Raw genomic sequence first — 26478 nt, forward strand, 5'->3', positions numbered from 1 at the left:
TGCATCATGAGCGACTCCCCGCGCAGGCTCATCGCCATCCGTCACGCCAAGGCCGAGGCTGCCGACTCGGCGCCCGATCACGAGCGCAATCTCACCGAGCGGGGTTCCGCCGATGCCCGTGCCCTCGGTGCGTGGTTCAAGGAGCACGGGCTGCACGCCGACTTCGTGTGGTGCTCCACGGCCGCGCGCACCCGCCAGACCTGGGCCGAGATCGTCGAGGCCTCGGCCTCCGGTGGGCTGGTCGATCACGAGCAGCGCATCTACAACGCCTCGGTGCCGACCTTGCTGCAGGTGCTGCGCGAGACACCGAAGAAGGCGCGGACGGTCGCGATCGTCGGCCACGCTCCGGGCATCCCCGGGCTGGTCGCGGTGCTGAGCGAGGGCAGTGCGCAGCCGGCTGAGCTGGAGCAGCATTTCGTCACCGCCGCGGCCGCCGTGCTCGACGTGCCGGTCGAATGGGCCGAGTTGGCGCCGGGCACGTGCACCGTCGAAGCGCTGCACGTCGGCCGCGCCGACAACGCCTAAACCGCGAAACGTCAGTAATACCTCGCGAAACGTCACCAGATCCCCGCGAAACGTCACTAGTGCCTCGCGAAACGTCAGTAATACCTCGCGAAACGTCACCAGATCCCCGCGAGACGTCACTAGTGCCTCGCGAAACGTCACCAGATCCCCGCGAAACGTCACTAGTGCCTCGCGAAACGTCACCAGATCCCCGCGAGACGTCACGGGACGGCGAGCGGGACGCGCCCAGCGACCGGCATACGGAACAGGTATCCCATCCCTCGGACGCGCGTCCTACGATGCGGACATGAGCGAGACCCCGGATCTGAAGCCCCGCAGCCGTGACGTCACCGACGGCCTGGAGAAGGCCGCGTCGCGCGGCATGCTCCGCGCGGTCGGCATGGGCGATGAGGATTTCGCCAAGCCGCAGATCGGTGTCGCCAGCTCCTGGAACGAGATTACGCCGTGCAATCTGTCGCTGGACCGGCTCGCCAAGGCGGTCAAGGATGGTGTCTTTGCGGCCGGCGGCTATCCGCTGGAGTTCGGCACGATCAGTGTCTCCGACGGCATCTCGATGGGCCACGAAGGCATGCACTTCAGCCTGGTCAGCCGCGAGATCATCGCCGACTCGGTCGAGACCGTGATGAGCGCCGAGCGGCTCGACGGCTCGGTGCTGCTCGCCGGCTGTGACAAGTCGCTGCCCGGCATGCTGATGGCCGCGGCTCGCCTCGATCTCGCCTCGGTCTTCCTGTATGCCGGGTCGATCCTGCCCGGCATCGCCAAGCTGTCCGACGGTTCGGAGAAGGAAGTCACGATCATCGACGCCTTCGAAGCGGTCGGCGCCTGTCAACGCGGGCTGATGCCGCGCGAAGATGTTGACGCGATCGAGCGGGCGATCTGCCCGGGCGAGGGCGCGTGTGGCGGGTTCTACACCGCGAACACGATGGCCGCGGTCGCCGAGGCGATCGGTATGTCGATCCCCGGCTCGGCCGCGCCGCCCGCCACCGACCGGCGGCGCGACGGCTTCGCTCGCCGCTCCGGAGAGGCCGTGGTCGGCTTGTTGCGCAAGGGTATTACCGCGCGCGACATCATGACCAAGGAGGCTTTCGAGAACGCCATCGCCGTCGTCATGGCGTTCGGCGGCTCGACCAACGCGGTGCTGCACCTGCTCGCGATCGCTCGTGAGGCCGATGTCGACCTGACCCTCGAAGACTTCCGCCGGATCGGCGCCAAGGTGCCGCACCTGGCCGACGTGAAGCCCTTCGGCGAGTTTGTGATGAAGGACATCGACCACATCGGCGGCATCCCCGTGGTGATGAAGACCCTGCTCGACGCGGGCCTGCTGCACGGCGACTGCCTCACCGTCACCGGCAAGACGATGGCCGAAAACCTCACCGAGCTCAACCCGCCGCATATCGACGGCAAGGTGATCCGGCAGATGGACACCCCGATCCACCGCACCGGCGGCCTGACGATCCTCACCGGTTCACTGGCGCCCGACGGTGCCGTGGTGAAGTCGGCGGGCTTCGACAACGACGTATTCGAAGGCACCGCAAGGGTTTTCGATGGTGAGCGGGCCGCGATGGACTCGATCGCGGACGGCACGATGAGCGCCGGCGACGTGGTCGTCATCCGCTACGAGGGGCCCAAGGGCGGCCCGGGCATGCGCGAGATGCTCGCGGTCACCGGCGCGATCAAGGGCGCGGGGCTGGGCAAGGACGTGCTGTTGCTCACCGACGGCCGCTTCTCTGGTGGCACGACCGGGTTGTGCGTGGGCCATGTCGCCCCGGAGGCGGTGGACCTGGGACCGATCGCGTTCGTGCGCGACGGCGACCGCATCCGCCTCGATGTCGCCAGCGGCACCCTGGACCTGCTCGTCGACGAGGCTGAGATGGAGCGCCGGCGCGCCGAGGGCGTCACCGCGCCCGAGCCGAAGTACACCCGTGGCGTCATGGCGAAATACCGCCAGCTCGTGCAAAGCGCGTCGGTGGGAGCGGTCTGCGGCTGAGCGCGCGGGTTGTCCCGTATGCCGTGTGGCAGGCTGCCGCTCATGACGCCCGATCTCGCTGCGCTTGCCGCGGACATCGACCGCACCTGTCGTTTGCGCGGTGAGTTCACGCTGCGCTCTGGTCAGGTGGCGACGGAGTATTTCGACAAATACCTCTTCGAGGCCGACCCGGTGCTGCTGCGTCGCGTCGCCGAGGCGATGGTGCCGCTCGTGCCTGCCGGGACGGACGTGCTGGGCGGGCTGGAGCTCGGCGGCATACCGATCGTGACCGTCATGAGCAGCCTCACCGGGCTGCCCGCGCTGTTCGTGCGCAAGCAGGCCAAGACCTACGGCACCTGCCGACTCGCCGAAGGCGGTGAGGTGGATGGTCGGCGTGTCACCCTCGTCGAGGACATCATCACCACCGGCGGTGCGGTCTGCGATGCGACGACCGCGTTGCGCTCCCGCGGCGCGACCGTCGAGGCCGTGGTGTGCGCGATCGACCGCAGCTCGGCCGACAGCAGCCGGTTGCCCGGCCTCGGCGTGCGCACCCTCAGCGTCTTCACCCGGGCGGACCTCGACGCCGCCGCAACCTCACTTCCGTAGATAGCGCAACCACAGCGCGTCGCCCTCCCGCTCGACGTGCTCCAGCCGCATCGCCGTCGCCGGTATGCCGTCCGCCAGCGGCTCACCGTCGAAGGTCGCCGGAGTGCCCCGCCCACCGACCACCATCGGCGCGATCACGAGGTTGACCTCGTCGACCAGACCTGCCCGCAGCAGGGCGCCATTGAGCCCGCCACCACCCTCGCTGACGATGCACTGTGCACCGAGCCGGTCCGCCAACACGCCGGGCAGCTGGGTGAGGTCGACTCGCTCGTCGCCCGCTATCAGGTAGGGGACCGCTCTCCGGCGAAGGTCGGCGAGATATCCCAAAGGCGTTGTGCGACAAGCGATGACGATCAGCCGAGTGTCGTCGTCGCCGAAGAACTCCCAGGGCACCCGGCCGCGACCGTCGACCACCGCGAACCAGCGTCGCGGCGCCCGTCCGGGCAGATGGTCGGTGAGCAACTCCTCCCGCGGGCGGTCCACCGGCAGGTCGAGCGGGGGCGCGTCATCGGCCACGAAGCTGCCGCTGCCCTCGAGCAGCACCGTCGGCGCATAGGTCTGCTCGATCCACGCGGCCACACGCCGTTGCAGTGGCTCGACCTCATCACTCCAGCCCTGCCGCCACGCCTCGTGGATCTCCGGCTGCAGAAGCCGGGTGGCTCGGTTGAGCGCAATGCGACCGTCGAGCGAGGGGGTGAGGGAGACGATCAGGCGCGGGCGGGTCGGCATACGGGTGACGGTAGGGGCGAGCACCGACAAGGCCGCCGGCAGTGACGTCTCGCGGAGAACTGGTGACGTCTCGCGGAGAACTGGTGACGTTTCGCGAGGAATTACTGACGTTTCGCGAGGATCTAGTGACGTTTCGCGGAGGTGTGAGGGAGAGCACACGCCCAGATGGTGAGATGCGCGTCTCACATTGTTGACGCATCGCGAGCCCGGGAGCGAGACTCGTCGCGTGGCACGGATTCTCGTACTTCCCAAGCGCGCTCGCTGATCCCTCGATCAGCCGGCGCGCAAACCCTCACTGCCCCCGATGGGCCGGAGGGTTTTTTTGTGTCCGAGACCAGCCCACCCACTGCCAGCAGATAACGAGGTGATCCCGGTGACCCAGGCCAAGGCCGTTCCCACACCGAGCGACCTCGCTGCGCGCGCCCCTCAGGCGTCGCAGCCGGTCCAGATCGAGGACGTCAGCGGCGCGCAGTCGCTCGTCCTGTCGCTCGAGTCGGTCGGCGTCGACACGGTCTTCGGCATCCCGGGCGGCGCGATCCTGCCGGCCTACGACCCGCTGCTCGACTCGGTCAAGGTGCGCCACGTGCTGGTCCGCCACGAGCAGGGCGCCGGGCACGCGGCGCAGGGTTACGCGTCGGCCACCGGCAAGGTCGGGGTCTGTATGGCGACCTCCGGGCCGGGTGCCACCAACCTCGTCACGCCCATCGCCGACGCCTACATGGACTCGGTCCCGCTGGTCGCGATCACCGGTCAGGTCAGCTCGCGCACCATCGGCACCGACGCCTTCCAGGAGGCGGACATCCGCGGCATCACGATGCCGATCACCAAGCACAACTATCTGGTGACCGACCCGGCGGAGATCCCGCGGGCGATCGCCGAGGCCTTCCACGTCGCCGCCACCGGCCGTCCCGGTCCGGTGCTGGTCGACATCACCAAGGACGCGCTGACGGCCACCACCACCTTCCGGTGGCCGCCGGAGATCGACCTGCCGGGCTATCACCCGGTGACGCGCCCGCACCACAAGCAGATTCGCGCCGCCGCCGACCTGATCCGGTCGGCCGAACGCCCCGTGTTCTATGTCGGCGGTGGCGTGATCCGCGCCGGTGCCAGCGACCGGCTGCGCCGGCTGGTCGAGCAGACCCAGATCCCGCTGGTGACCACGCTGATGGCGCGCGGCGCGGTGCCGGACAGCCACGACCTCCATCTCGGTATGCCGGGCATGCACGGCTCGGTCTCGGCCGTCACCGCCCTGCAGAAGGCCGACCTGCTGATCACGCTCGGCGCACGCTTCGATGACCGGGTGACCGGTGAGCTGTCGTCCTTCGCTCCTGAGGCCAAGGTGATCCACGCCGACATCGACCCGGCCGAGATCTCCAAGAACCGCGTCGCCGACGTGCCGATCGTCGGCGACTGCGGCGAGGTCATCGAAGACCTCATCGCCGAACTTGGCGAGGACTTCGACACCAGCCGGTATGACGAATGGCGTGCGCGCACCCAGCGTTGGGTCCGCGAGTTCCCGCTCGGGTACACCCCGGATGAGGAGGCGGAAGCGATCGCCCCGCAATACGTCATCGAGCGGATCGGCGCGCTGACCGGACCCGAGGGCACCTATGTCGCCGGTGTGGGTCAGCACCAGATGTGGGCCGCCCAGTTCGTTCAGTACGAGCGGCCCAACGCCTGGCTCAACTCCGGCGGCCTCGGCACGATGGGCTATTCGGTGCCGGCGGCCATGGGCGCCAAGGCGGCCGAGCCCGAGCGCACCGTGTGGGCGATCGATGGCGACGGCTGCTTCCAGATGACCAACCAGGAGCTGGCGACCTGCGTCATCAACAAGATCCCGATCAAGGTCGCGATCATCAACAACTCCAGCCTTGGCATGGTCCGCCAGTGGCAGACGCTGTTCTACAACGAGCGCTACTCCAACACCGACCTGCACACCGCGGTCGGTTCGCGGGTGCCGGACTTCGTCAAGCTGGCCGACGCCTACGGCTGCGTCGGATTGCGTTGCGACAAGCCCGAAGATGTCGACGCGACGATCCGAAAAGCGTTGGAGATCAACGATGTTCCCGTCGTCATCGACTTCGTCGTCGAGCGCGACGCGATGGTTTGGCCGATGGTGCCGGCCGGCGTCAGCAACGACATGGTCACCATGGCCCGTGCGATGACGCCGGTGTGGGACCGCGACGACGACGGTGACGACGTTCCTCGGGAGGAGAGCTGATGGCCCGGCATACCTTGTCCGTCCTCGTGGAGAACAAGCCCGGTGTGCTCGCGCGCATCGCCGGCCTGATCTCCCGCCGCGGCTTCAATATCGACTCGCTCGCGGTCGGCCCGACCGAGCACGAGGAGATCTCCCGGATGACGGTCGTCGTCGACGTCGACGAGATCGCACTCGAGCAGGTCACCAAGCAGCTCAACAAACTCATCGAGGTGCTCAAGGTGGTCGAGCTCGACCGGGACGCCTCGGTGCAGCGCGAGCTGGTGCTCATCAAGGTGCGCAGCGACGCTTCCACCCGCAGTGAGATCCTCGACCTGACCACGATGTTCCGCTGCAATGTCGTGGACGTCGCGGTCGACTCGGTCGTCCTGGAGGCGACCGGCACCCCCGAGAAGCTCTCCGCGCTGCTCGAGGTGCTGCAGCCCTACGGCGTGCGCGAACTCGTGCAGTCCGGCATGGTGGGCATCGGCCGCGGTGGTCGCTCCATCACCGACCGAGCGCGCCGGTCGGCGTGACGACGGCATACCAAAACGTTTGAACCGCAACGAAATTGATCAGAAGGAGACGAACCAGTGGCCGAGATGTTCTATGAGGACGATGCCGACCTTTCGGTGATCCAGGGGCGCAAGGTCGCCATCATCGGCTACGGCAGCCAGGGTCACGCGCACGCGCTCAATCTGCGTGACTCGGGCGTCCAGGTCGTCGTCGGTCTGCGGGATGGCTCGTCGTCGGCGGCGAAGGCCAAGGCCGAGGGCCTCACGGTGCTGTCGGTCGCGGACGCGGTCAAGCAGTCCGATGTGGTGATGATCCTTGCGCCGGACCAGGTGCAGCGTGGCCTCTACGAGAGCGAGATCCAGCCCAACCTGAAGTCCGGCGACGCGCTCTTCTTCGCGCACGGCTTCAACATCCGCTTCGGCTACATCACCGCGCCCGAGGGCGTCGACGTCGCGATGGTCGCGCCGAAGGGCCCGGGTCACCTGGTCCGCCGGGAGTATGTCGACGGCCGCGGCGTGCCGGTGCTCGTCGCCGTCGAGGTCGACGCGTCCGGCAAGGCCTGGGATCTGGCGATCTCGTATGCCGCCGCCATTGGCGGCCTGCGCGCCGGCGGCATCAAGACCACCTTCACCGAGGAGACCGAGACCGACCTGTTCGGCGAGCAGGCGGTGCTGTGTGGTGGCACCTCGCAGTTGGTGATGTACGGCTTCGAGGTGCTGACCGAGGCGGGTTACCAGCCCGAGGTTGCTTACTTCGAGTGCCTGCACGAGCTGAAGCTGATCGTCGACCTGATGATCGAGGGCGGCATCGCCAAGCAGCGCTGGTCGATCTCCGACACCGCCGAGTTCGGCGACTATGTCTCCGGCCCGCGGGTGATCGACCCGCACGTGAAGGAGAACATGAAGACGATCCTGGCGGAGATCAAGGACGGCACCTTCGCCAAGCACTTCATCGACGACCAGGACGCCGGTGCGCCGGAGTTCAAGGCGTTGCGCGACAAGGGCGCTCAGCACCCGATCGAGAAGACCGGCAAGGAGTTGCGCGGCCTGATGAGCTGGATCAAGGACACCGACAGCGACTACACCGAGGGCTCCGCCGCCCGCTCCTGAGCCACCTCCCGTTGGTTGAGCGCATCGAAACAGCACCGCTGGTTGAGCAAGCGGGGGAGCGAAGCGGAGGAGCGCGTCGAAACCCGGTGCGCCGCAGGTGGTTTCGACTCGGCCCTCCTTCGTCGGGCCTCGCTCAACCAGCGGGGGAGGGCCTCGCCCTTCGACTCGCTGCGCTCGCTCAGGACGGCGCTCAACCAGCGGGAGACCGGAGCCAGGGGCGTAGCTGCGGCATCGCCCAGGTCCAGAAGTACTCGACCCCCGTGTTGGTCAGGTGCACGCCGTCCTGGCGCACCTTTTGCCCGTTCATCGTGTCGGTGTACTTGCCGCTCGGACAGATCCAGGACGCGTAGTCCAGGATCCGCACGCGGTCGGGGTGCTTGGCGGCGAACCCGGCGAGGATCTTGTTGAGCGCCGCAGCGCGGCCCGGGTCATTGCGGTTGGGCGCAATGTCCTGCCCCTCGACCACGAAGCTCGGCTGCTTGTAGCACGGCACATTCGGGATGACGACCTTCGCGTCCGGGCCGAGTGCCTTCAGCCCCTGCTCGAGCCGCCCGGTGAAATAGCTGGCGTATGCCGGGGACTGCTCCTTGAGCACCTTCCCGTCGACGTAATGGTCGAAGACATCCCACGGGCCGAGCATCCATAGCACGACCTGGGGCTTTTGACTCTGCACGCCCTGTTGCCAGGTCTGGAACAGATCGTTGCAGTCGGGATTGCTCCCGGCCTGGCGCACGCCGTTGACCACCAGCCATTGCTCCGCGGTGCCGCAGCCGATCTTGATCTTGCCGAGCACGCCGACGTCCGGGAACCTGCTCTGCGGGAAGGCATAACCGAGGGCGAAGCCAACCGAGTCGCCGACCACGAGGATGCGCGCGGACTTGCCGGCGCTGCCGTTGCCGACGTCGAGCTGCGACCCCGCCTTGGCCGGCGGGACATACGGTATGCCGGTCGTGGTGGCCACCACGGCAATGATCACCGCGAGGGGTGCGGCCAGCCCGATGAGCGCGCTGCGGGTCGAGCCGAGGCTGCGCCGCATCCGGCCCTCCCGGATCGGCCGTTCCAGCAGGTAATAGGACGCCGCCGCCGCGCCGAAGGTCGCCGCCATCCGCAGCGCGAACAGCACGATGCCCGGCAGGCCGGTGCGATCGGGGGACAGGAACACATAAACCGGCCAGTGCCACAGGTAGAGCCCATAAGAGATGGACCCGATCCACACCAGCGGCGGCAGGCTCACCAGCCGCCCGACCGGGCCGCCGGGTGCGAGTTCGACCGAGGCGATCAGCACCGCGACGACCACGCAGAAGGCGAGGAAGCCACCTCGGTAGAGCGCGTTGGACGTGTCGGACACCAGGACGAAAGACGCGAGTATGCCGAGCAAGGCGAGCCCACCGGCATACCCGATGGCGGGACGATCGCGCAGGCGGCGGCGCACGAGCGGCAACAGCAGCGAGAGGGTGGAGCCGACGAGCAACTCCTGCGCGCGGGTGTCGGTGCCGTAGTAGGGGCGTGAGGGATCCGAGAGCGGGTCGAACAGCATTGCGCACCAGATCGCCGAGAGGATCGCGAGCCCGCCGAGCGCGACCGCGAGCCGCTTGCGGCGGCGGCCCAGCACCGCGATGAGCAGCACGAGCAGCAGCGGCAGGACGAGATAGAACTGCTCCTCGATCGCCAGCGACCACATGTGCCGGTAGGGCGAGGGGTCGCCGAACTGCGAGAAATACGACTGCCCCTGCAGGATGAATCGCCAGTTGGCGACATAGAGCACGGTGGCCAGGCCATCCCCGCGCAGGCTGGAGCGGGCCGCGTCGGTAAGCACGTGCGGTCCGACGAGGGTGATGAAGGCGACGACGAGGAAGAGCGCGGGCAGCAGCCGGCGGGCACGGCGCACGTAGAACCCGAAGAGGTCCATGTGCCCCCACTTCTGCTCCTCGTTGACCAGCAGGGTGGTGATCAGGTAGCCCGACAGCACGAAGAAGACGTCGACACCGAGGAATCCGCCCCGCGCCCAGGAGACGGGCAGGTGGTAGAGCATCACCGACAGCACGGCGAACGACCGCAGGCCGTCGAGGGCAGGGCGGTGCGCGGCCGGGGCGAAGCGCGAGCGGGGAGAGGGCACGGGTGACCGGGATGTCGGGGACAACGGGCCCGGTCAGCATAGGTCGTGAATCGGCTCCGGGATGCGCGAACCGGGACGACCGATGGATGAGACGCGAGTTTCACATGTCAAGACGCGCGTCTAACCTGGCGCCATGACCGAACAGGCAGCGGACACCATCAATCTCGCCGTCATCGGCGGTGACGGCATCGGACCCGAGGTCGTCGCCGAAGGGCTCAAGGTGCTCGATGCGGTCTCCGACGCCAAGGTCGAGCGCACCGAATACGACCTCGGCGCCCGCCGCTGGCATGCGACCGGTGAGACCCTGCCCGACTCGGTGCTGGAGGAGTTGCGCGGGCACGACGCGATCCTGCTCGGCGCGATCGGCGACCCGTCGGTGCCGAGCGGCGTGCTCGAGCGCCAGCTGCTGTTGCGCATCCGGTTCGAGCTCGACCACCACGTCAACCTGCGCCCAGCCAAGCTGTTCCCGGGCGTCGCCTCACCGCTCGATGTCGCGCGGGTCGCCCCGGACGGCATCGACCTGGTCGTGGTGCGCGAAGGCACCGAGGGCCCCTACACCGGCAACGGCGGCGCGCTGCGGGTCGGCACGCCGAACGAACTCGCGACCGAGGTCAGCGTCAACACTCGCTTCGGCGCGGAGCGGGTCGTGCGCGATGCCTTCGCCCGCGCGCAGGCGCGCGAGCGCAAGAAGCTCACCCTGCTCCACAAGCACAATGTGCTGTCGTATGCCGGTCACCTCTGGCGCCGCACCGTCGAAGAGGTCGGCGCCGAGTTCCCTGACGTCAGCCACGACTACGCGCATATCGACGCGGCGATGATCTATCTGGCGACCGACCCGGGCCGCTTCGACGTCATCGTGACCGACAACCTCTTCGGCGACATCGTCACCGACCTGGCCGCGGCGGTGACCGGGGGCATCGGTCTGGCCGCCTCCGGCAATATCAACCCCGACCGTTCGGTGCCCTCGATGTTCGAGCCGGTGCACGGCTCGGCGCCCGATATCGCCGGGCAGGGCAAGGCCGACCCGACCGCCACGATCCTGTCGGTCGCGATGCTGCTGCAGCACCTCGGCCGCGACGAGGAATCGGCCCGGGTGGAAGCAGCGGTGGCCGCGGATCTGGCCGAGCGTGGCTCGGCCGTCCGGTCCACCACGCAGATCGGGGACGCCATCGCGGCACGGGTATGACGGGGCGCGGGGCCCGGGCGTAGCCTGAGCCTCACCGCGACCTTGTTAGCTGCGCCACACCCTCGGCGCACGACATATCCCCGAGAGGAACGCCCCGATGGCACTGCAGTTCACCGTCTCCGAACGCCCGGACCGCCTCAGCACGGCCGACCGCGACGCGATCCTCGCCAACCCCGGCTTCGGCGTGCACTTCACCGATCACATGGTCCGCGCGACCTGGACCAAGGACGAGGGCTGGCACGACGGCCAGGTCACGGCATACGGGCCGTTGTCGATCTCGCCCGCCGCGGCGGTGCTGCACTACGCCCAGGAGATCTTCGAGGGGATGAAGGCCTACCGGCACGCGGACGGGTCGATCTGGACCTTCCGGCCGGAGGCAAACGCGCAGCGTTTCCAGCGCAGCGCGCGGCGGATGGCGCTGCCCGAGCTCGACGAGGACTCGTTCATCGACTCCCTCAAGGCGCTCGTGCAGCTCGACAGCGCGTGGGTGCCCGAGGCGGCCGACGGCGCGGAGACCTCGCTCTACCTGCGGCCGTTCATGTTCGCCTCCGAGGCCTTCCTCGGCGTGCGGCCGGCCAACGAGGTCACCTATTGCGTGATCGCCTCGCCAGCGGGCTCGTATTTCTCCGGTGGGGTGAAGCCGGTGTCGCTGTGGGTCTCGACCGACTACGCGCGCGCCGGTGAGGGCGGCACGGGCGCGGCCAAGTGCGGCGGCAACTACGCCTCCTCGCTCGCCGGGCAGCTCGAGGGCATCGAGGCCGGCTGCGACCAGGCGGTCTTCCTCGACTCCTCGACGCACACCTACATCGAAGAGCTCGGCGGCATGAACCTGTTCCTCGTGTTCAAGGACGGCCGGATCGTCACCCCGGAGCTGACGGGCACGATCCTCGAGGGCGTCACCCGCAGCTCGATCCTGGAGCTCGCCAAGGAGCTGGGTCTGGAGCCGGAGGAGCGGCGCGTCCCGATCCAGGAATGGAAGGACGCGGCCGCCTCGGGTGAACTGGCGGAGGTCTTCGCCTGTGGCACCGCCGCGGTCATCACGCCGGTCGGCGAGCTGAAGTGGAACGGCGGCTCGTGCGACCACCGTCGCGACGGCCACCAGGATGCCGTGGCGCTGTCGATCCGGCAGAAGCTGCTCGACATCCAGTACGGCCGCGCCGAGGACTCGCGCGGCTGGCTCACCCGCCTCGCCTGAAGCACCAATCGCTTCCGCCGAGCGGGCAGTCATCGCCGCTGAAATCCGTTGGCGTGCCTACGGCCTCGCGTGGTGCAATGCCGCATGCTTCCCCTGTATGCCGTCCGCCCGGGTGACCGGGTCGCCGTCGTCTCGCCGTCGTGGTGCGCACCGCAGCACTTCCCGGCCGAGCATGAGGTCGCGCTCCGGCGGCTGCGCCACCTTTTCGACGTCGAGCCGGTGGAATACCCCACGACCCGCCTCCAGGGCACTGCGCAGGAGCGAGCCCGCGACCTGATGGCGGCCTTCGGTGACCCGACGATCACGGCGGTGCTGGCGACGATCGGAGGCGAAGACCAACTCACCGTCATACCTCATCTAGATCCGACGGTGGTGCGGGCCAATCCCAAGCCGTTCTTCGGCTACTCCGACAACACCAATCTGCTGAACTGGCTTGCGGCACAAGGGGTTCCGTCGGTGCACGGTAGCTCGACCCAGGTGCACTTGGCGCCCGGTCCGGCGGTCCATCCGGGCCACGAGGCGACCATGCGGGCCGCCCTCTTCGGAGGCGACGTGCGGCTGACTCCGCCCGCGCGGATCAGCGAGGGCACCCAGCGATGGGGCACGCCCGAATCGGTGCTCGCGGCGGACACCTACCCGGCGTCCGAGTGGGTATGGCGTGGTGATCGCGCCGTCCGTGGTCGGGTGTGGGGTGGCAATCTCGAAGTGCTGCAATGGATTCTGGGTGTCGGCAGGTGGATCCCGGAGCCGGAGGAGTTGCGCGACGGGGTGCTGCTGCTCGAGACGTCCGAGGAGTGCCCGACCCCGGATGAGGTGCGCCGGATGCTGCGCGTGCTCGGGGAGCGCGGGCTGCTGGCGCCGGTCGCCGGTCTCATCTGGGCCCGCCCGAAGGTGGAGGAGGGCCCGATGGTGCCGTCGAATGTTGGGGCAGCCGCCGCGACCCGGACCGAGCATCGGGAGCAGGTGCTCGCGGCGCTCGACACTTACAACCCCGGCGCCGTGGCCGTGCTGGACGTCGACTGCGGCCACACCCTGCCGCAGTTGGTGCTGCCCTACGGCCAGGACGTCACGATCGACCCGGTCGCCGGCGCGCTCACGGCCCACTTCGATCGCGTGACGTCGTAGCCGAGGAGGCGGATCCGCGTCGTCGGGAGCTGGTGACGTTTCGCGAAGCATGACTGACGTTTCGCGAGGTATTACTGACGCTTCGCGAGGTATTCGTGACGCTTCGCGAGGTATTCGTGACGCTTCGCGAGTCATTACTGACGCTTTGCGAGGTTCTACTGACGTTTCGGGGGGTGAGACGGATGGCCCACGTGCTGGACAGGTCCGCGCGGCCTCGGCCACACTGTCGCTCATGACGTCCCGAGCGATCGCGGCCACCACCGCCACCCTCATTATCGTCTAGCGCGTCGGACCTGGTCCGACGCGCAACCTCCCGTCACCCCGGGAGGTTTTTTGTTTGGCCGGGCCACCCACACCCGGCGAGCAGCGAAGGACCGGTCCGGCGGAAGCGGCATACGACCGGCATACGGATGAAGGCAGTCAGATGAACGAGTTCCACGTCTACGACACGACGCTGCGCGACGGCGCCCAGCAGGAGGGTCTCAACCTGTCGGTCGCCGACAAGGTGGCGATCGCGGGCTTCCTGGACCAGTTGGGTGTGGGCTTCATCGAGGGCGGCTGGCCCGGCGCGAACCCCAAGGACACCGAATTCTTCGCCCGGGCCCGCGACGAACTCGACCTGCGCAATGCGGTGCTGGCGGCCTTCGGCTCGACCCGGCGAGCCGGCGTCCGCGCCGAGGATGACCCGCAGGTCCGCGCGCTGCTCGAGGCCCAGACCCCGGTGGTCACCCTCGTCGCCAAGTCGCACAGCCGGCATGTCACCGATGCGCTGCGCACCACCCGCGAGGAGAACCTCGCGATGGTGCACGACACCGTGGCCTTGCTCCGGAGTGAGGGCCGGCGCGTGTTCCTGGACGCCGAACACTTCTTCGATGGCTATCGCACCGACCGGGAGTATGCCGTCGAGGTGTTGCGTGCCGCTGCCGATGCCGGCGCCGATGTGGTCGCCTTGTGTGACACCAACGGCGGGATGCTGCCGCCCTGGATCACCGAGGTGGTGTCCGCGGTCGCCGAGAGCGTCGATGTCGGACTCGGCATCCACTGCCACAACGACGCCGGCTGCGCGGTCGCCAACTCGGTCGCCGCGGTCGAGGCGGGCGCGATGCACGTGCAGGGCACGGTCAACGGTTATGGCGAACGCACCGGCAATGCCGACCTGGTCAGCGTCGTCGCCAACCTGCAGCTCAAGCTCGGCCGTGAGGTCGTTGACCCCGACCGGCTCGCCCAGGCGCTGCACCTGTCGCACGCGATCAGCGAGGTCACCAATGTCGTCCCCTATGGTCGTCAGCCGTATGTCGGCGCCAGCGCCTTCGCGCACAAGGCCGGGCTGCACGCGAGTGCGTTACGGGTTGACGCCGACCTTTACCAGCACATCGACCCGGCCAAGGTCGGCAACTCGATGCGCACCCTCGTGTCGGATATGGCCGGCCGGGCCAGCATCGAGCTCAAGGGCCAGGAGCTGGGGTATGACCTCAGCGGTCAGCCCGAGCTGCTCCAGCGGGTCGTCGAGCGGGTGAAAAGCCTTGAGCTGCAAGGCTGGACGTTCGATGCGGCGGACGCGTCCTTCGAGCTGCTGCTGCGCGAGGAGATCACCGGCGACCGGCTGGACTATTTCGACATCGAATCGTGGCGGATCATCACCGAGTCCGAGTCGTTCGCGGCGAAGTCGTTGTCCGAGGCGACGGTGAAGCTGCGCGCGGGCGGCCGCCGGGTCGTCGCGACCGGCGAGGGCAACGGCCCGGTCAACGCCCTCGACCACGCGCTGCGCGAGGCGCTCGCCGATGCCTATCCCGAGCTGGCGGAGTTCCGGCTCAGCGACTTCCGCGTGCGCATCCTCGACACCGCGCAGGGCACCGATGCCACCACGCGGGTGCTCATCGAGACCACCGGTGGCGACGACACCTGGGACACGATCGGGGTGGCGCCCAATATCGTGCATGCCAGCTGGATCGCGCTGGTCGACTCCTTCACCTACGGGCTGATGCGGCGCGGCGTGCCGGTGCGGCTGTCCGCAGAGGAGCAACCGCTGCCAGCAGACGTTCGCGCAGCGGCCGTGCCCGTTCACTGAACTCGCGCTGCCGACGCGCGTACTCCGCGCGGCCCTCGGTCGTCTCGATCGCGACCGGCTCCAGCCCGAGCGAACTCACGTCGTAGGGCGAGGCCTGCATGTCGAGGGTGCGGATCTCGCGGGCCAGCTCGAAGCAGTCCATCACCAGGTCCGAGCCCACCGCCGGGCTCAGCCGGTAGGCGTGTTTATACAGGTCCATGCCGGCGTGCAGGCAGCCCGGTTGTTCGTATGCCGTCCGCGAGTCCGCTTGCAGCGCAACGGAATTGCGAGGCTTCGCCGGGTCGGTGAAGAAGCGGTAGGCGTCGAAGTGACTGCACCGCAAGGGGTGCTGCTCGACCACCGCATCGGTGCCGTCATGGCCGAGACGTAACGGCAGGCCGGTGTGCCGGATGTCGGCCGGCGCGCTCCGATAGACCATCGCCCATTCGTGCAGCCCGAAGCAGGAGAAGGTTGCCGGCCGCTCGAGGGTGGCGCGCAGCAACGCCACCGTCGAACGCACCAGCCCCTGCCGGTCGGACGCAAAGGCGACGTCGTCGACGAAGGCCGCGCGGTCGGCATACGTGTAGAAGGGCCACGCGGCCCGCTCGCGAGCGCCCTCGAGTGCGATGCCGAGGCCGGGGTGCCAGACCCGCAGGTGGGAGGGCTGGTGACGGTAGTACTGGAAGAGGAAGTCCTCGACCGGGTGCCGGATGCCGCGGTCGCGGCGGTGCAGGTGACCGGCGACGGCGGCATCGACGCGCGCCTCGTGAGCCTGCGCGGCTGCCCGCCAGCGATCCTCGTGCCACCGTTCCATCGGCGCGAGGGTATCGGTGTGCCAGGCTGTGATGAGGCTCACATCAGGAGGACCCATGCGCCGTCGTTTCGTCACCGTTGCCGTCACCGCCGTCTTCGCCGCCTCGGGCGCGACCGCCTGGGGAGCGGCCGCCGCGGCTCCGGCGAAGGCCAGCCCGCCGCAGCAGGCGCAGTCGGGTGTCTATGTGGCACTAGGGGATTCGCTCGCGGCCGGTTACCAGCCCGGTTTGGGTGACGACAAGACCGGTGGCTATGTCGGCGGCGTCTATCAGACGCTGCGCAGCAAGCACCGCGGCGCCAAGCTGGTCAACCTGGCCCGCTCGGGGGAGACCTCGGTGACGATGATCGCGGGCGGCAAGTGCGCCTACGCCGAGGGCAGCCAGCTCGCCGCCGCGACGAAGGTGCTCGCCAAGGACAAGGGCCGGGTTCGGCTGGTCACCATCGACATCGGTGCCAATGACGTGCAGACCTGTGTCACCCGCACGGGCGTGATCGACCTGCCGTGTGTGCAGTCCGGCCTGGCGGCCGTCGCGCGCAATGTCCCCACCATCGTGCGCACGGTCCGCGCCGCCGCCGGGCCGCAGGCGCAGATCGTGGTGCTCAACTACTACAACCCCTTCCTCGCGGTCTATCTGCTCGGGCAGGTCACGGTCGCGCAGCAGTCGGTCGGCCTGCAGGCGGCGCTCAACGGGGCGATCGCCGCGGGCGCGGGTGCCGGTGACGCGAAGGTCGCCGATGTCGCGACCGCGTTCAAGAGCACGGACTGGACGCCGACGCCCACGCCCTACGGGACGATCCCGACCAATGTGGCGATGATCTGCGGCTACACCTGGATGTGCGCCAAATCCGACATCCACGCCAATGACGCGGGCTACGCGCTGATCGCGACCACGGTGCGGCCCTACGTGCGCTGATCCTCGAAGTCGGCCAGCCAGGTCCGCAGGATGCGCTCGAGCGCATCGGCATCGCGGCGGGGGAGCGTGGCGAGCAGCCGCGCTTCGTTGGCCATGTGCGCGGTGAACGCCTCGTCGATGAGCGTCCTGCCCTCTGGGGTCAGCCGGACGAGTTTGGCGCGGCCGTCGCCGTCACCGGGCCGGGTGCGCTGCACGAGCCCGCGCTCCTCGAGCCGGTCCAGCCGTTTGGTGAGTCCGCCCGTGGTCACCATGGTGGAGCGCGCGAGGTCGGCGGGCTGTATGCCGTCCGCCTCGCCCGACCGCCGCAGCGCGGCCAGCAGGTCGAACTCCGGCTCGCTGAGGCCGAACTGCTCGTAGACCGCGACCAGCTCGGCGGTCAGCGCCTGAGCGAGGCGGTGCAGCCGGCCGAAGACGCGTTGCGGCGAGCTGTCGACATCCGGGCGCTCGCGGCGCCACTGCTGCTGGATCCGATCGACGTGGTCCATGACGCCGATGGTATCGCTTCCGCGGAAGTGATAACTTCGCTTCCATGGAAGCGAAAGTGCTGCGCGATGCAGCGATCACGGCGATCGCTCCGATCGCCTGGGGCTCCACCTATTACGTCACCCGCAATTACCTCCCGGCGGGAATCCCGTTGAACGGCGCGGTGATTCGCGCTCTTCCCGCCGGTCTGCTGCTGCTCGCGGTCACCCGTCAGCTGCCGCGCGGCTCGTGGTGGTGGCGCGCCGCGCTCATCAGCGCGCTCACCGTCGGCGGGTTCTTCGTGCTCATCTACGTCGCCGGGCAGCGGCTGCCGAGCTCGGTCGCCTCGGTGCTGATGGCCACCTCCGCGGTGGTCACCCTGCTGATGGCGCGCGCCCTGATCGGGGAGCGGGCCACCCGCCGGGCGTATGCCGGGGCAGCCGTCGGCGTCCTGGGCGTCGCCCTCCTCCTGGGCGCCACGAAGGTGCACCTCGACGCGCTCGGCGTGGGTGCGTCGCTGCTCGCCATGCTGTGTGCCTCACTGGGATTCGTGCTCACCAAGCGGTGGCAACCACCCGTCCCACCGGTGACCTTCGCCGCCTGGCAACTGACCTTCGGCGGGCTGATGGTCGCGCCGGTGGCCCTCGCCACCGAGGGGTTGCCGCCGGTGATGCCGACATCGGCGGTGGTCGCCTTCGGTTATCTCATCCTGATCGCCACGGCGCTCGCCTACTGGGCGTGGTTCCACGGGCTGCGCGCGCTGCCCGCCGGCACGGTCGGCATCGTCGGTCTGCTCAATCCGCTCTCCGGAGCACTGCTTGGCGTGCTGCTCGCCGGCGAACGCCTCGGCAGCTGGCAGGTCGTCGGCGCGGTGCTCATCGTCATCGGGGTGGTCCTCGGCCTGCGCACCCGCGCCGGGCGCGCTTCGCGGACCACGCCGCCGGACGCGTCGCCGGACGCGCCCGCGGTGGCGTCCGGCGCGACCGCCAGCCCCGGCCAGCCCGTCGGTAAGGTCACCTCATGCGCATCTGCCGATACACCGATGGTGACGACCCGTCATACGGACTGGTCGACGGAGCCGGCGAGAAGATAGCCCAGATCACCGGCGACCCGCTCTACTCGCGGATCGAGCTGACCGGCAAGACCACCACGGTCGACGAGGTGCGTCTGTTGGCGCCGGTCATCCCGCGCAGCAAGGTGATCGGCATCGGCCGCAACTACGCCGACCACGCCCGCGAGATGGGCAACGAGGTGCCGGCCGAGCCGATGATGTTCCTCATCCCCAACACCGCGGTGGTGGGGCCGGACGACCCGGTGGTGATGCCGCCGCAGTCGCAGAACGTGCACTACGAAGGTGAGCTCGCGGTCGTCATCGGCCGGCTGTGCAAGGACGTCACCGAGCAGGAGGCGGCCTCGGCGATCTTCGGCTACACCTGCGCCAACGATGTCACCGCCCGCGACCTGCAGAAGTCCGACGGGCAGTGGGCGCGCGCCAAGGGGTTCGACACCTTCTGCCCGCTCGGGCCGTGGATCGAGACCGACCTGGACGTCGCCGACCTGCGTGTGCGCACCCGGGTCGACGGCGAGACCGTGCAAGACGGCACGACCGCCGACATGGTGCACAAGGTGCCCGCGCTGGTGTCCTTTGCCTCCCAGGCGTTCACCTTGCTGCCGGGTGATGTGATCCTCACCGGCACGCCCGCCGGGGTCGGCCCCGTGCAGGCTGGCAGCCGGGTCGAGGTCGAGATCCAGGACCTCGGCACGCTCGGCAATCCGTTCGTGCGGCACGAGTGACTGTGAGGCGTTCCACGCCTGCGGCGGTCCGGAGCAGTGTCCCGCCGGCTCTACTCTGGAAGGCGTGTCTGACGCGCCGATCGGGATCTTCGACAGTGGGTATGGCGGGCTGACCGTCGCCCGCGCGGTCCTCGATCAGTTGCCGCACGAGTCGGTCGCCTATCTCGGCGACACCGCCCGTGCGCCCTATGGTCCGCGGCCGATTGCCGAGACGCGCGCGTTCGCGCTGGAGTGTTTGGATCGCCTGGTCGCGCACGGTGTGAAAGTGCTCGTGATCGCCTGCAACACCGCGAGCGCGGCCGTGCTGCACGACGCGCGAGAGCGGTATGACGTGCCGGTGGTCGAGGTCATCCGCCCCGCCGTCCGCCGCGCTGCGAGAGCGACGCGCAACGGCCGCATCGGCGTGATCTCGACCAAGGGCACCCACCAGTCCAAGGCCTATCTCGACGCCTTCGCCGCGGCGCCTCAGCTGGACGTCTTCTCCCAGCCGTGTCCGCGCTTCGTGGAATTCGTCGAGGCTGGGATCACCGGCGGTCCGGAGTTGCTCGCCGCGGCGCGTGACTATCTGGAACCGTTGCGGGACAAAAGGATTGACACTCTCGTCCTCGGGTGCACGCATTATCCGCTGCTGACCGGCGTCATCTCCTATGTCATGGGCGACGACGTCACGCTGGTGTCCTCGGCGGAGGAGACCGCCAAGGATGTCTACCGGGTGCTGGCCGACGCCGACGCGCTGCGCCCGGACGACCTACCCGCACCGGGGCTGTCGTTCACCACCACCGGCAACGCCGAGGAGTTCCGCCGGCTCGCGCGCCGCTTCCTTGGCCTCGGGCCGGAGTTCGACCACGTCTTCACCCGCGAGTTCCAGCCGGCGACGCAGGTGGTGGTCTCGTGAGGCTGATCCCGATCGGCGTCTCCGGGTCCTTCGCCGGCCCGGACTCGGCGGCGTCCTGCTATCTGTTGCAGGCCGAGCACGACGGGCGCACCTGGAATCTCGTGCTCGACCTCGGCAGCGGCGCGCTCGGCCCGCTGCAGCGGTTCGTCGCGCTCGACCAGATCGACGCGATCGTCATCTCGCACCTGCACCCCGACCACTGTCTGGACCTGACCGGTCTGTTCGTCGTGCGCAAATATCACCCGGGCACCGGCGGCCTGCCCGGCCGGCTGCCGGTCTACGGGCCCCAGGACACCGCCGCGCGGATGTCGCGCGCCAACGGGGTGACCTATGCCGAGGCGATCGATCCGCGCGGCCTGGACACCGAGTTCGACTTCCGGGTGCTCACCTCCGGCCGGGCGTTCACCGTCGGTCCGTTCACGATCACCCCGCACCTGATGAACCACCCGGTGGAGGCGTTCGGGGTGCGCGTCGAGGCCGACGGCCGGGTGCTCGCCTACACCGGTGACACCGACGCGTGCCCCGCACTCACCCCGCTGCTCGCGAATGCCCATGTCGCACTGATGGATTCGGCCTTCGTCGATGGTCGTGACGAGGTCGCCGACATCCACCTGTCCGGCCGCCGCGCCGCCGAAGCGGCCGTCGCCGCCGGTGGCGTGAGCCGGTTGATGCTCACCCACATCCCGCCGTGGAACGACCCCCAGGTATGCCGATCCCAGGCGGCCGCGGTGTGGCCGGGTGAGGTCGAACTGGCCCGCGCCGGCACGGCATACGACATCTAAGTCGGCAAGCACGATCAAGTCCGGCGCGACCCAGCGGATTGGGTCGGCGCGCAGGCGGGGTGAGCGGGCGCCATACGCTGGCCCGTATGACGAGTTCCCCCCGCCACGACGGCCGCGCCCCCGACCAACTGCGCGAGGTGCGCATCACCCGCAACTGGCTGGACCACGCCGAGGGCAGCGTGCTGGTGGAGTTCGGCCGCACCCGCGTGCTGTGTGCGGCGTCGTTCACCGAGGGCGTGCCGCGATGGCTCAAGGGGCAGGGCACCGGCTGGGTCACCGCCGAGTACGAGATGCTGCCGCGCTCGACCAACACCCGCTCTGACCGCGAGGCGCGCAAGGGCAAGGTCGGCGGCCGCACCCATGAGATCTCCCGTCTGATCGGCCGCAGCCTGCGCGCCGTGATCGACACAAAAGCGTTGGGGGAGAACACCATCGTGCTCGACTGCGACGTGCTGCAGGCCGACGGTGGCACCCGCACCGCCTCGATCACCGGGGCGTATGTCGCGCTGGTCGACGCGATCGAGGACGCCCGCGCGCGTGGCCTGATCGCCGCCGGGGCCAAGCCGCTCACCGGCTCGATCGCCGCGGTCAGCGTCGGCATCGTCGGTGGCACGCCGGTGCTCGACCTGGACTACCCCGAGGACTCCACCGCGGAGACCGACATGAACGTCGTGATGACCGGCGAAGGCGGTTTCGTCGAGGTGCAGGGCACCGCCGAGGGTGCGCCCTTCGACCGCGCCGAACTCGACGCCTTGCTCGCGTTGGCGGCCAAGGGGATCGACGACCTGACCGCCGCCCAGCAGGCCGCGCTCGCCACCGCCCCGCGCGAGCGAGTGCGATGAGCACGATCGTCCTCGCCACCCGCAACGCCGGCAAGCTCGCGGAGCTGCAGCATCTCGTCGCCGCCGACGACCGGCTGGCCGCGCTCGAGGTGGTGAGCGTCGCGTCATACGCGCACTTGGAGGATGTCGTCGAGAGCGGGGTGACCTTCGAGGAGAACGCCTCGCTCAAGGCCCACCAGGTCGCGCGCGAGACGAATCTGCCTGCGGTTGCTGACGATTCGGGACTGTCCGTCGACGTGCTGAACGGCTGTCCCGGGGTTTTCTCGGCCCGCTGGTCTGGCCGGCACGGGGCGGACCAGGCGAATATCGACCTGCTGCTCGCGCAGACCCGAGATGTGCCGGAGCACCTGCTCACCGCGGCCTTCCACTGCAGTGTCGTGCTCGCGTGGCCGGACGGCCGGTCGGTCGCGGTCGCGGGCCGGGTCGACGGTCGGCTGACGCGCAACCAGCGCGGCGACAACGGCTTCGGCTACGACCCGATCTTCGAGCTGCCGGACGGCCGGACGATGGCCGAACTCACCGCCGACGAGAAGGCCGCGATCTCCCACCGGGGCAAGGCGTTTCGCGCCCTGTTGCCACAGCTGGTCGCCCTGATGAGCTGACCCGCGATCGCCCCGCGTCCGCCTCAGTTGCCGAACTTCTCCAGCAGGGCTGCCACGGCGTCCTTGCCCAGCTGATTCGCGGCGAGCGGACTGTCACCCGTGAGCAGGTTGCGGTCCCGGGTGGTCGCGCCCGTCATGTCCTCGTTGACGATCTCGATGCCTTCCTTGCGAAGGGTCTCGCCCAGCTTCCACGGCATCTCACCCGGCAGGTATCCGATCTCGAGGTTCGCCCCGAAGTCCAGCGAGTCTGGGAAAGCCGTAATCCGGTATCCCGCAAAGGGATTGGTGTCGCGGCCGATGCTCGCAGAGAGGAGTGCGGCCGGGCCATGGCAGAGCGTCACCAGGAGCTTGTCGTTGTCGAGGAAATGCTCCAGCGCAGCCTGGACATCCTGATTGAACGGGATGACGTTCATGGCGCCGTGGCCACCTGGAATGAAGATCGCGGCGTAGTCGTCGAGGCCACCGGCGATGACGTCCGCGAGCGTGCGCGGCGATTTGAACTTGTCCTCGAGCCGCCGCCAGGCCGAGGCCACCGCCTCGTCGTCCTTGGGATAGGCCCACCACTCGAACTTGCCCGGGCCACCCGACACGGTCGCCACGTCGACGTCATACCCGGCCTCGAGCATGTGGTGCAGCGGCAGCAGGGTCTCGACCGGATGGTTGCCGGTGGAGAAGAACGTCCCGTTCTTCATCAGCATGTAGCGCTCACCGGTCGCGATCGTGAGGACCTTCCACCTGCCACCGGCATAGGTGTCCTCGGTGCTGAGGCCGTCGAAATCGGTCTTGTCTGCGGTGTATTGGCTCAGCGAGTAGGGGCTGGGGAAGAACGCGTTGTCCTCCGCCGGGTCAGGCGTCGGGTTGCGGTCCTGGGAGGCGGTGTTGTCGGTCATGACGTCACCCTCTCGCATGCTGCGGGAGACTCGGGGCCATCGGCCGCTGCTGTTCGTCGTTCACCTGGTGACCGCGACGGGCCGAGTGCCCGCTTCGTCTCGGCGCGTCGGCGTCGCCTGTTGACCGCGACGCGCCGAGGGCCCGCTTCGTCTCGGCGCGTCGGCGTCGCCTGTTGACCGCGACGCGCCGAGCAGCCGTCCCATCCCACCGGGCGCGGGCTCCGAATCCCCTCGCGTGGGATTCTGAAGTCCGAACAGTTCCGGGGAGGTGTGCATGACCGCGACGCGCTGGCGGGCGATCGTCGGTGGCCTGGTCACCGGTCTGGTCACCCTCGGCCTCGCCGAGCTGCTCGCCGGACTGCTGACGAGATTCGGCTGGTCCTCCGGTGCGGGCTCCCCGGTGCTGTCGGTCGGCGGCGCGTTCATCGACCGGACTCCACCGTGGCTGAAGGATTTCGCCGTCTCGACCTTCGGCACGGCCGACAAGACCGTGCTGCTCATCGGCATCTCGCTGGTGCTGACCGTGTTGAGCGCCGTAGTTGGCCTGCTCGCCTTCCGCCGGTTCGCCGCCGGCGTGACGCTCTTCGTCGTGCTCGTCGCGGTGGCGGCGCTCGCGATCGTGACCCGGCCCGACTCGGGTGCCTTCGATCCCGTCCCGCTGCTCGTCGGGGCGTATGCCGGCCTGCTCACCCTGCGTGCCTGGTGGCACCGGGCGCGGGGGACCTCCGAGGGCGCGACCGGCCCGGATCGACGGGCGCTCCTGCGGCTCGGTGCCGGGGGAGCTGCGCTCGGCGTGCTCGGGATCGTGGCCGGGCGGGTCGTGTCCGGATCGGCCCGAGCGGTCGACGCCGCCCGCAAAGCGTTCGTGGTGCCCTTCGTCAAGACGCCGGTGCGGATCCCGTCGGGCGTATCGGTCGGTGTGCCCGGCGTGACCCCCTTCCTCGACCCCTGGGGCCAGTTCTACCGGATCGACACCGCACTGAGCGTGCCGCAGATCGACCCGGCGCAGTGGCAGCTCAAGGTCACCGGCATGGTCGAGCGCGAGATCACCCTCACCTGGGACGAACTGCTCGCCAAGCCGATGCAGCAGGCGCTGATCACCCTGATGTGCGTGTCCAACGAGGTCGGCGGGCGACTCAACGGCAACGCCATCTGGACCGGCTGGCCGGTGCGCGAGCTGCTCAAGGAGGCCGGGGTGAAGCCCGGCGCCGACATGGTGCTGTCCCGCAGCTCGGACGGGTTCACCGCCGGCACCCCGCTGGAGGCGCTCACCGACAACCGCAACTCGCTGCTGGCCGTCGCGATGAACTCCCGCGCGCTGCCGCCCGAGCACGGCTTCCCGGTGCGGCTGGTTGTGCCGGGGCTCTATGGCTATGTCTCGGCGACCAAGTGGGTCGTCGAGCTCAAGGTCACCACCTTCGCCGCCGATCAGGGCTACTGGACGCCGCGCGGCTGGTCGGCCAAGGGCCCGGTCAAGACCTCCTCGCGCATCGACGTCCCGGCCGACGGCGACACCGTCGACGCGGGCACCGTCGCCATCGCCGGGGTGGCCTGGGCGCAGCATCGCGGCATCAAAGCCGTTGAGGTGCAAGTGGATTCGGGCCCCTGGCAGCCCGCGGAGCTCGGCACCGAAGCCACCATCGACGCATGGCGGCAGTGGGTGGTGCGCTGGAAGGCGACCAGCGGACGGCATACGGTCAAGGTCCGCGCGATCGACGCGAGCGGCGCGGTCCAGATCGCGCAGGAGGCGCCCCCGGCGCCGGACGGGTCGACCGGCTATCACACGATCTCGGTGACAGTCCGCTGAGTGCGCGAGGCGGGAGTCGAACCCGCACACCCGAAGGCGCCAGGACCTAAACCTGGTGCGTCTGCCAATTCCGCCACTCGCGCGTGCCGGTCAGCCTATCCGGCGAGATTCAACGCCTTGGACAGCGAGGCGACGTGGCCGGTCGCCTTGATGTTGTACTTCGCGAGCTCGACCTTGCCCTCGGGGTCCACCACGATCGTCGAGCGGATCACCCCGGTGACCGTCTTGCCGTAGAGCTTCTTCTCGCCATAGGCCCCGTATGCCGTCAACGTCGCCTTGTCCTCGTCGGACAGCAGCGGGTAGGTGAGCGACTCCTTCTCCACGAACTTCGCCAGCTTGGCCGGCGCGTCGGGTGAGATGCCGACCACCTCGTAGCCGGCGCCCTGCAGCGTGCTGAGCGAATCGCGGAAGTCGCACGCCTCCTTGGTGCAACCGGGGGTCATCGCGGCGGGGTAAAAGAAGATGACCAGGTGCTTGCCGCGGTAGTCCGCCAGCGACACGGCCGATCCGTCGGCGGCCGTGAGACGGAAGTCGGGAGCGGAGTCGCCGATCTCGAGCTTGGGCATTCTTCCTCCTGGGGGCGCATGGGCACGGGCGGGCTGCGTTATCGTCTCAGGCAGTACCCGATGCCCAAGGAGTGACCCATGGCCGACAAGCCGTCCGCCAAGCAGATCGAGGCCGACCTGCAGGCAACCCGCGAACGCCTCGCGGGAACGATCGATGAGCTCGCGTTCCGCGCGCGCCCCCAGGAGATCGCCAAGCGGCAGGTGGAGTCGGTGAAGCTCAAGGCGGATGACACGCTGCGCACCGCCGACGGCGACCTGCGTCAGGACAAGCTCGCCACCATCTTGGGTGGCGCGAGCGCCGGGCTGCTCCTGCTCGGGCTGCTGCGCCGCGCCCGTGGCTGAGGGAGCCTCCTCCCTCCCGATCCGCATGCTGCACGACCGCGTGCTCGTGCGGCCCGACACCGAAGCCGGCGAACGACGGTCCGGCGGCGGCATCGTCATACCGGCGACCGCGAGCGTGGGCAAACGACTCGCGTGGGCCGAGGTGGTGGCCGTCGGTCAGCATGTGCGGCAGGTGCAACTCGGTGACCAGGTGCTCTTCGATCCCGAGGAGCGCGCCGAGGTGGAGATCAAGCAGGCGACCTATGTGTTGCTGCGCGAGCGCGACCTGCACGCCGTCGCGGCGCGCCGAGTCGACGACGGCAACACCGGGCTCTACCTCTAGGCGCGCGTCTTGTTTCGGCGTGTCGCCGTCAACGGGTGGTGGTGACGCGCCGGGGTGAGCCGGGTGGTCGGCGTGTCGCGGTCAACGGGCGACGCCGACGCGCGGGGGCTGTCGGCGCCTGTGGATAACT

General features: G+C 69.0%; 26 protein-coding genes and 1 tRNA gene. 20 read left to right on the forward strand and 7 right to left on the reverse strand.

Going from position 1 to position 26478, the window contains the following annotated elements:
- Positions 1-6 precede the first annotated feature (6 nt).
- The 3 genes from G9U51_RS08015 to G9U51_RS08025 all read left to right on the forward strand — a co-directional run bounded on the left by G9U51_RS08015 (position 7) and on the right by G9U51_RS08025 (position 3097).
- On the forward strand, positions 7-525 hold the full coding sequence (locus G9U51_RS08015; RefSeq protein WP_166195768.1) for a SixA phosphatase family protein: 519 nt from the start codon (positions 7-9) through the stop codon (positions 523-525).
- A 286-nt stretch (positions 526-811) separates the two neighbouring features.
- A complete protein-coding gene (gene ilvD, locus G9U51_RS08020; RefSeq protein ID WP_166195770.1) occupies positions 812-2512 on the forward strand; it encodes a dihydroxy-acid dehydratase in 1701 nt (566 codons plus the stop codon).
- A gap of 42 nt (positions 2513-2554) precedes the next feature.
- Positions 2555-3097 carry an orotate phosphoribosyltransferase gene (locus G9U51_RS08025; protein WP_166195772.1) on the forward strand — a complete coding sequence of 181 codons (543 nt, stop codon included), beginning with the start codon at positions 2555-2557 and terminating at the stop codon, positions 3095-3097.
- Here G9U51_RS08025 and G9U51_RS08030 read toward each other — a convergent pair.
- A complete protein-coding gene (locus G9U51_RS08030) occupies positions 3086-3826 on the reverse strand; it encodes a RibD family protein (protein ID WP_166195774.1) in 741 nt (246 codons plus the stop codon). The two genes, G9U51_RS08025 and G9U51_RS08030, sit on opposite strands and share 12 nt — an antisense overlap.
- A 304-nt stretch (positions 3827-4130) precedes the next feature.
- Between G9U51_RS08030 and G9U51_RS08035 the strand changes: the two genes are divergently transcribed.
- The 3 genes from G9U51_RS08035 to ilvC are packed head-to-tail and all read left to right on the forward strand — an operon-like array spanning position 4131 to position 7648.
- A complete protein-coding gene (locus tag G9U51_RS08035; protein ID WP_166195804.1) occupies positions 4131-6047 on the forward strand; it encodes an acetolactate synthase large subunit in 1917 nt (638 codons plus the stop codon).
- Entirely contained in the window at positions 6047-6559 is a 513-nt protein-coding gene (gene ilvN, locus G9U51_RS08040) for an acetolactate synthase small subunit (RefSeq protein ID WP_166195814.1), read from the forward strand. Before G9U51_RS08035 ends, ilvN begins: the two co-directional genes overlap by 1 nt.
- A 57-nt stretch (positions 6560-6616) precedes the next feature.
- The gene (gene ilvC / locus G9U51_RS08045; protein ID WP_166195816.1) at positions 6617-7648 is read left to right on the forward strand and encodes a ketol-acid reductoisomerase; all 1032 of its coding nucleotides are present in this window, start codon (positions 6617-6619) and stop codon (positions 7646-7648) included.
- Positions 7649-7838: 190 nt separating this feature from the next.
- On the opposite strand, the gene G9U51_RS08050 is transcribed toward ilvC, so the two are convergent.
- Positions 7839-9764 carry a DUF459 domain-containing protein gene (locus G9U51_RS08050; RefSeq protein WP_166195818.1) on the reverse strand — a complete coding sequence of 642 codons (1926 nt, stop codon included), beginning with the start codon at positions 9762-9764 and terminating at the stop codon, positions 7839-7841.
- 133 nt (positions 9765-9897) lie between these two features.
- Between G9U51_RS08050 and G9U51_RS08055 the strand changes: the two genes are divergently transcribed.
- The 4 genes from G9U51_RS08055 to cimA all read left to right on the forward strand — a co-directional run bounded on the left by G9U51_RS08055 (position 9898) and on the right by cimA (position 15338).
- Entirely contained in the window at positions 9898-10950 is a 1053-nt protein-coding gene (locus tag G9U51_RS08055) for a 3-isopropylmalate dehydrogenase (protein ID WP_166195820.1), read from the forward strand.
- Positions 10951-11047: 97 nt separating this feature from the next.
- The gene (locus G9U51_RS08060; RefSeq protein ID WP_166195822.1) at positions 11048-12145 is read left to right on the forward strand and encodes a branched-chain amino acid aminotransferase; all 1098 of its coding nucleotides are present in this window, start codon (positions 11048-11050) and stop codon (positions 12143-12145) included.
- Between the two features lie 84 nt (positions 12146-12229).
- Positions 12230-13270, forward strand: a complete 1041-nt coding sequence (locus G9U51_RS08065) for a S66 family peptidase (RefSeq protein WP_166195825.1) — start codon at positions 12230-12232, stop codon at positions 13268-13270.
- 424 nt (positions 13271-13694) lie between these two features.
- Entirely contained in the window at positions 13695-15338 is a 1644-nt protein-coding gene (gene cimA, locus G9U51_RS08070) for a citramalate synthase (RefSeq protein ID WP_166196182.1), read from the forward strand.
- On the opposite strand, the gene G9U51_RS08075 is transcribed toward cimA, so the two are convergent.
- A complete protein-coding gene (locus tag G9U51_RS08075; protein ID WP_166195827.1) occupies positions 15238-16131 on the reverse strand; it encodes a 3-methyladenine DNA glycosylase in 894 nt (297 codons plus the stop codon). The genes cimA and G9U51_RS08075 overlap by 101 nt on opposite strands.
- Positions 16132-16186: 55 nt before the next feature.
- Here G9U51_RS08075 and G9U51_RS08080 point away from each other — a divergent pair, with 55 nt between their 5' ends.
- Complete coding sequence (locus G9U51_RS08080) at positions 16187-17044, forward strand: SGNH/GDSL hydrolase family protein (protein WP_166195829.1); 858 nt, start codon at positions 16187-16189, stop codon at positions 17042-17044.
- Here G9U51_RS08080 and G9U51_RS08085 read toward each other — a convergent pair.
- Positions 17032-17529, reverse strand: a complete 498-nt coding sequence (locus G9U51_RS08085; protein ID WP_166195831.1) for a MarR family winged helix-turn-helix transcriptional regulator — start codon at positions 17527-17529, stop codon at positions 17032-17034. The two genes, G9U51_RS08080 and G9U51_RS08085, sit on opposite strands and share 13 nt — an antisense overlap.
- A gap of 44 nt (positions 17530-17573) precedes the next feature.
- On the opposite strand from G9U51_RS08085, the gene G9U51_RS08090 reads away from it, so the two are divergent.
- The 6 genes from G9U51_RS08090 (at position 17574) to rdgB (ending at position 22421) form a co-directional block, all read left to right on the forward strand.
- Entirely contained in the window at positions 17574-18599 is a 1026-nt protein-coding gene (locus G9U51_RS08090) for a DMT family transporter (RefSeq protein ID WP_166195833.1), read from the forward strand.
- Positions 18527-19300, forward strand: coding sequence for a fumarylacetoacetate hydrolase family protein (locus tag G9U51_RS08095; protein ID WP_166195835.1), 774 nt, complete (start codon positions 18527-18529; stop codon positions 19298-19300). Before G9U51_RS08090 ends, G9U51_RS08095 begins: the two co-directional genes overlap by 73 nt.
- Positions 19301-19364: 64 nt before the next feature.
- Positions 19365-20195, forward strand: coding sequence for a glutamate racemase (gene murI / locus G9U51_RS08100; protein WP_166195837.1), 831 nt, complete (start codon positions 19365-19367; stop codon positions 20193-20195).
- Complete coding sequence (locus tag G9U51_RS08105) at positions 20192-20977, forward strand: MBL fold metallo-hydrolase (protein ID WP_166195839.1); 786 nt, start codon at positions 20192-20194, stop codon at positions 20975-20977. The genes murI and G9U51_RS08105 overlap by 4 nt, the downstream gene beginning before the upstream one ends.
- Before the next feature lie 86 nt (positions 20978-21063).
- The gene (gene rph, locus G9U51_RS08110) at positions 21064-21819 is read left to right on the forward strand and encodes a ribonuclease PH (RefSeq protein ID WP_166195841.1); all 756 of its coding nucleotides are present in this window, start codon (positions 21064-21066) and stop codon (positions 21817-21819) included.
- Positions 21816-22421 carry an RdgB/HAM1 family non-canonical purine NTP pyrophosphatase gene (gene rdgB, locus G9U51_RS08115; RefSeq protein WP_166195843.1) on the forward strand — a complete coding sequence of 202 codons (606 nt, stop codon included), beginning with the start codon at positions 21816-21818 and terminating at the stop codon, positions 22419-22421. Before rph ends, rdgB begins: the two co-directional genes overlap by 4 nt.
- A 23-nt stretch (positions 22422-22444) precedes the next feature.
- On the opposite strand, the gene hchA is transcribed toward rdgB, so the two are convergent.
- Positions 22445-23311: a glyoxalase III HchA gene (gene hchA / locus G9U51_RS08120; protein WP_166195845.1), complete on the reverse strand. Its 867-nt coding sequence runs from the start codon at positions 23309-23311 to the stop codon at positions 22445-22447.
- A gap of 274 nt (positions 23312-23585) precedes the next feature.
- Between hchA and G9U51_RS08125 the strand changes: the two genes are divergently transcribed.
- Positions 23586-25118: a molybdopterin-dependent oxidoreductase gene (locus G9U51_RS08125; RefSeq protein WP_166195847.1), complete on the forward strand. Its 1533-nt coding sequence runs from the start codon at positions 23586-23588 to the stop codon at positions 25116-25118.
- Position 25119: 1 nt separating this feature from the next.
- Here the strand turns inward: G9U51_RS08125 and G9U51_RS08130 are convergent.
- Together G9U51_RS08130 and bcp are read right to left on the reverse strand one after the other, a co-directional pair.
- Positions 25120-25201 (reverse strand) — tRNA-Leu (locus tag G9U51_RS08130).
- A gap of 12 nt (positions 25202-25213) precedes the next feature.
- Entirely contained in the window at positions 25214-25684 is a 471-nt protein-coding gene (gene bcp, locus G9U51_RS08135) for a thioredoxin-dependent thiol peroxidase (RefSeq protein ID WP_166195849.1), read from the reverse strand.
- A gap of 78 nt (positions 25685-25762) precedes the next feature.
- Here bcp and G9U51_RS08140 point away from each other — a divergent pair, with 78 nt between their 5' ends.
- Together G9U51_RS08140 and G9U51_RS08145 are read left to right on the forward strand one after the other, a co-directional pair.
- The gene (locus tag G9U51_RS08140) at positions 25763-26026 is read left to right on the forward strand and encodes a DUF3618 domain-containing protein (RefSeq protein WP_166195851.1); all 264 of its coding nucleotides are present in this window, start codon (positions 25763-25765) and stop codon (positions 26024-26026) included.
- A 25-nt stretch (positions 26027-26051) separates the two neighbouring features.
- Positions 26052-26348 (forward strand): GroES family chaperonin, encoded by a 297-nt coding sequence (locus G9U51_RS08145; RefSeq protein WP_235945780.1) that lies wholly within the window; start codon positions 26052-26054, stop codon positions 26346-26348.
- Positions 26349-26478 lie beyond the last annotated feature (130 nt).

The sequence above is a fragment of the Metallococcus carri genome (assembly GCF_011440275.1).
Classification (GTDB): Bacteria; Actinomycetota; Actinomycetes; order Actinomycetales; family Dermatophilaceae; genus Metallococcus; species Metallococcus carri.

Coding starts and splice junctions, on each gene's coding strand:
- G9U51_RS08015 (WP_166195768.1), top strand. CDS start 7: ATGAGCGACTCCCCGCGCAGGCTCATCGCCATCCGTCACGCCAAGGCC.
- ilvD (WP_166195770.1), top strand. CDS start 812: ATGAGCGAGACCCCGGATCTGAAGCCCCGCAGCCGTGACGTCACCGAC.
- G9U51_RS08025 (WP_166195772.1), top strand. CDS start 2,555: ATGACGCCCGATCTCGCTGCGCTTGCCGCGGACATCGACCGCACCTGT.
- G9U51_RS08030 (WP_166195774.1), bottom strand. CDS start 3,826: ATGCCGACCCGCCCGCGCCTGATCGTCTCCCTCACCCCCTCGCTCGAC.
- G9U51_RS08035 (WP_166195804.1), top strand. CDS start 4,131: ATGGGCCGGAGGGTTTTTTTGTGTCCGAGACCAGCCCACCCACTGCCA.
- ilvN (WP_166195814.1), top strand. CDS start 6,047: ATGGCCCGGCATACCTTGTCCGTCCTCGTGGAGAACAAGCCCGGTGTG.
- G9U51_RS08055 (WP_166195820.1), top strand. CDS start 9,898: ATGACCGAACAGGCAGCGGACACCATCAATCTCGCCGTCATCGGCGGT.
- G9U51_RS08060 (WP_166195822.1), top strand. CDS start 11,048: ATGGCACTGCAGTTCACCGTCTCCGAACGCCCGGACCGCCTCAGCACG.
- G9U51_RS08065 (WP_166195825.1), top strand. CDS start 12,230: ATGCTTCCCCTGTATGCCGTCCGCCCGGGTGACCGGGTCGCCGTCGTC.
- cimA (WP_166196182.1), top strand. CDS start 13,695: ATGAACGAGTTCCACGTCTACGACACGACGCTGCGCGACGGCGCCCAG.
- G9U51_RS08075 (WP_166195827.1), bottom strand. CDS start 16,131: ATGGAACGGTGGCACGAGGATCGCTGGCGGGCAGCCGCGCAGGCTCAC.
- G9U51_RS08080 (WP_166195829.1), top strand. CDS start 16,187: ATGCGCCGTCGTTTCGTCACCGTTGCCGTCACCGCCGTCTTCGCCGCC.
- G9U51_RS08085 (WP_166195831.1), bottom strand. CDS start 17,529: ATGGACCACGTCGATCGGATCCAGCAGCAGTGGCGCCGCGAGCGCCCG.
- G9U51_RS08090 (WP_166195833.1), top strand. CDS start 17,574: ATGGAAGCGAAAGTGCTGCGCGATGCAGCGATCACGGCGATCGCTCCG.
- G9U51_RS08095 (WP_166195835.1), top strand. CDS start 18,527: ATGCGCATCTGCCGATACACCGATGGTGACGACCCGTCATACGGACTG.
- rph (WP_166195841.1), top strand. CDS start 21,064: ATGACGAGTTCCCCCCGCCACGACGGCCGCGCCCCCGACCAACTGCGC.
- rdgB (WP_166195843.1), top strand. CDS start 21,816: ATGAGCACGATCGTCCTCGCCACCCGCAACGCCGGCAAGCTCGCGGAG.
- hchA (WP_166195845.1), bottom strand. CDS start 23,311: ATGACCGACAACACCGCCTCCCAGGACCGCAACCCGACGCCTGACCCG.
- G9U51_RS08125 (WP_166195847.1), top strand. CDS start 23,586: ATGACCGCGACGCGCTGGCGGGCGATCGTCGGTGGCCTGGTCACCGGT.
- bcp (WP_166195849.1), bottom strand. CDS start 25,684: ATGCCCAAGCTCGAGATCGGCGACTCCGCTCCCGACTTCCGTCTCACG.
- G9U51_RS08140 (WP_166195851.1), top strand. CDS start 25,763: ATGGCCGACAAGCCGTCCGCCAAGCAGATCGAGGCCGACCTGCAGGCA.
- G9U51_RS08145 (WP_235945780.1), top strand. CDS start 26,052: ATGCTGCACGACCGCGTGCTCGTGCGGCCCGACACCGAAGCCGGCGAA.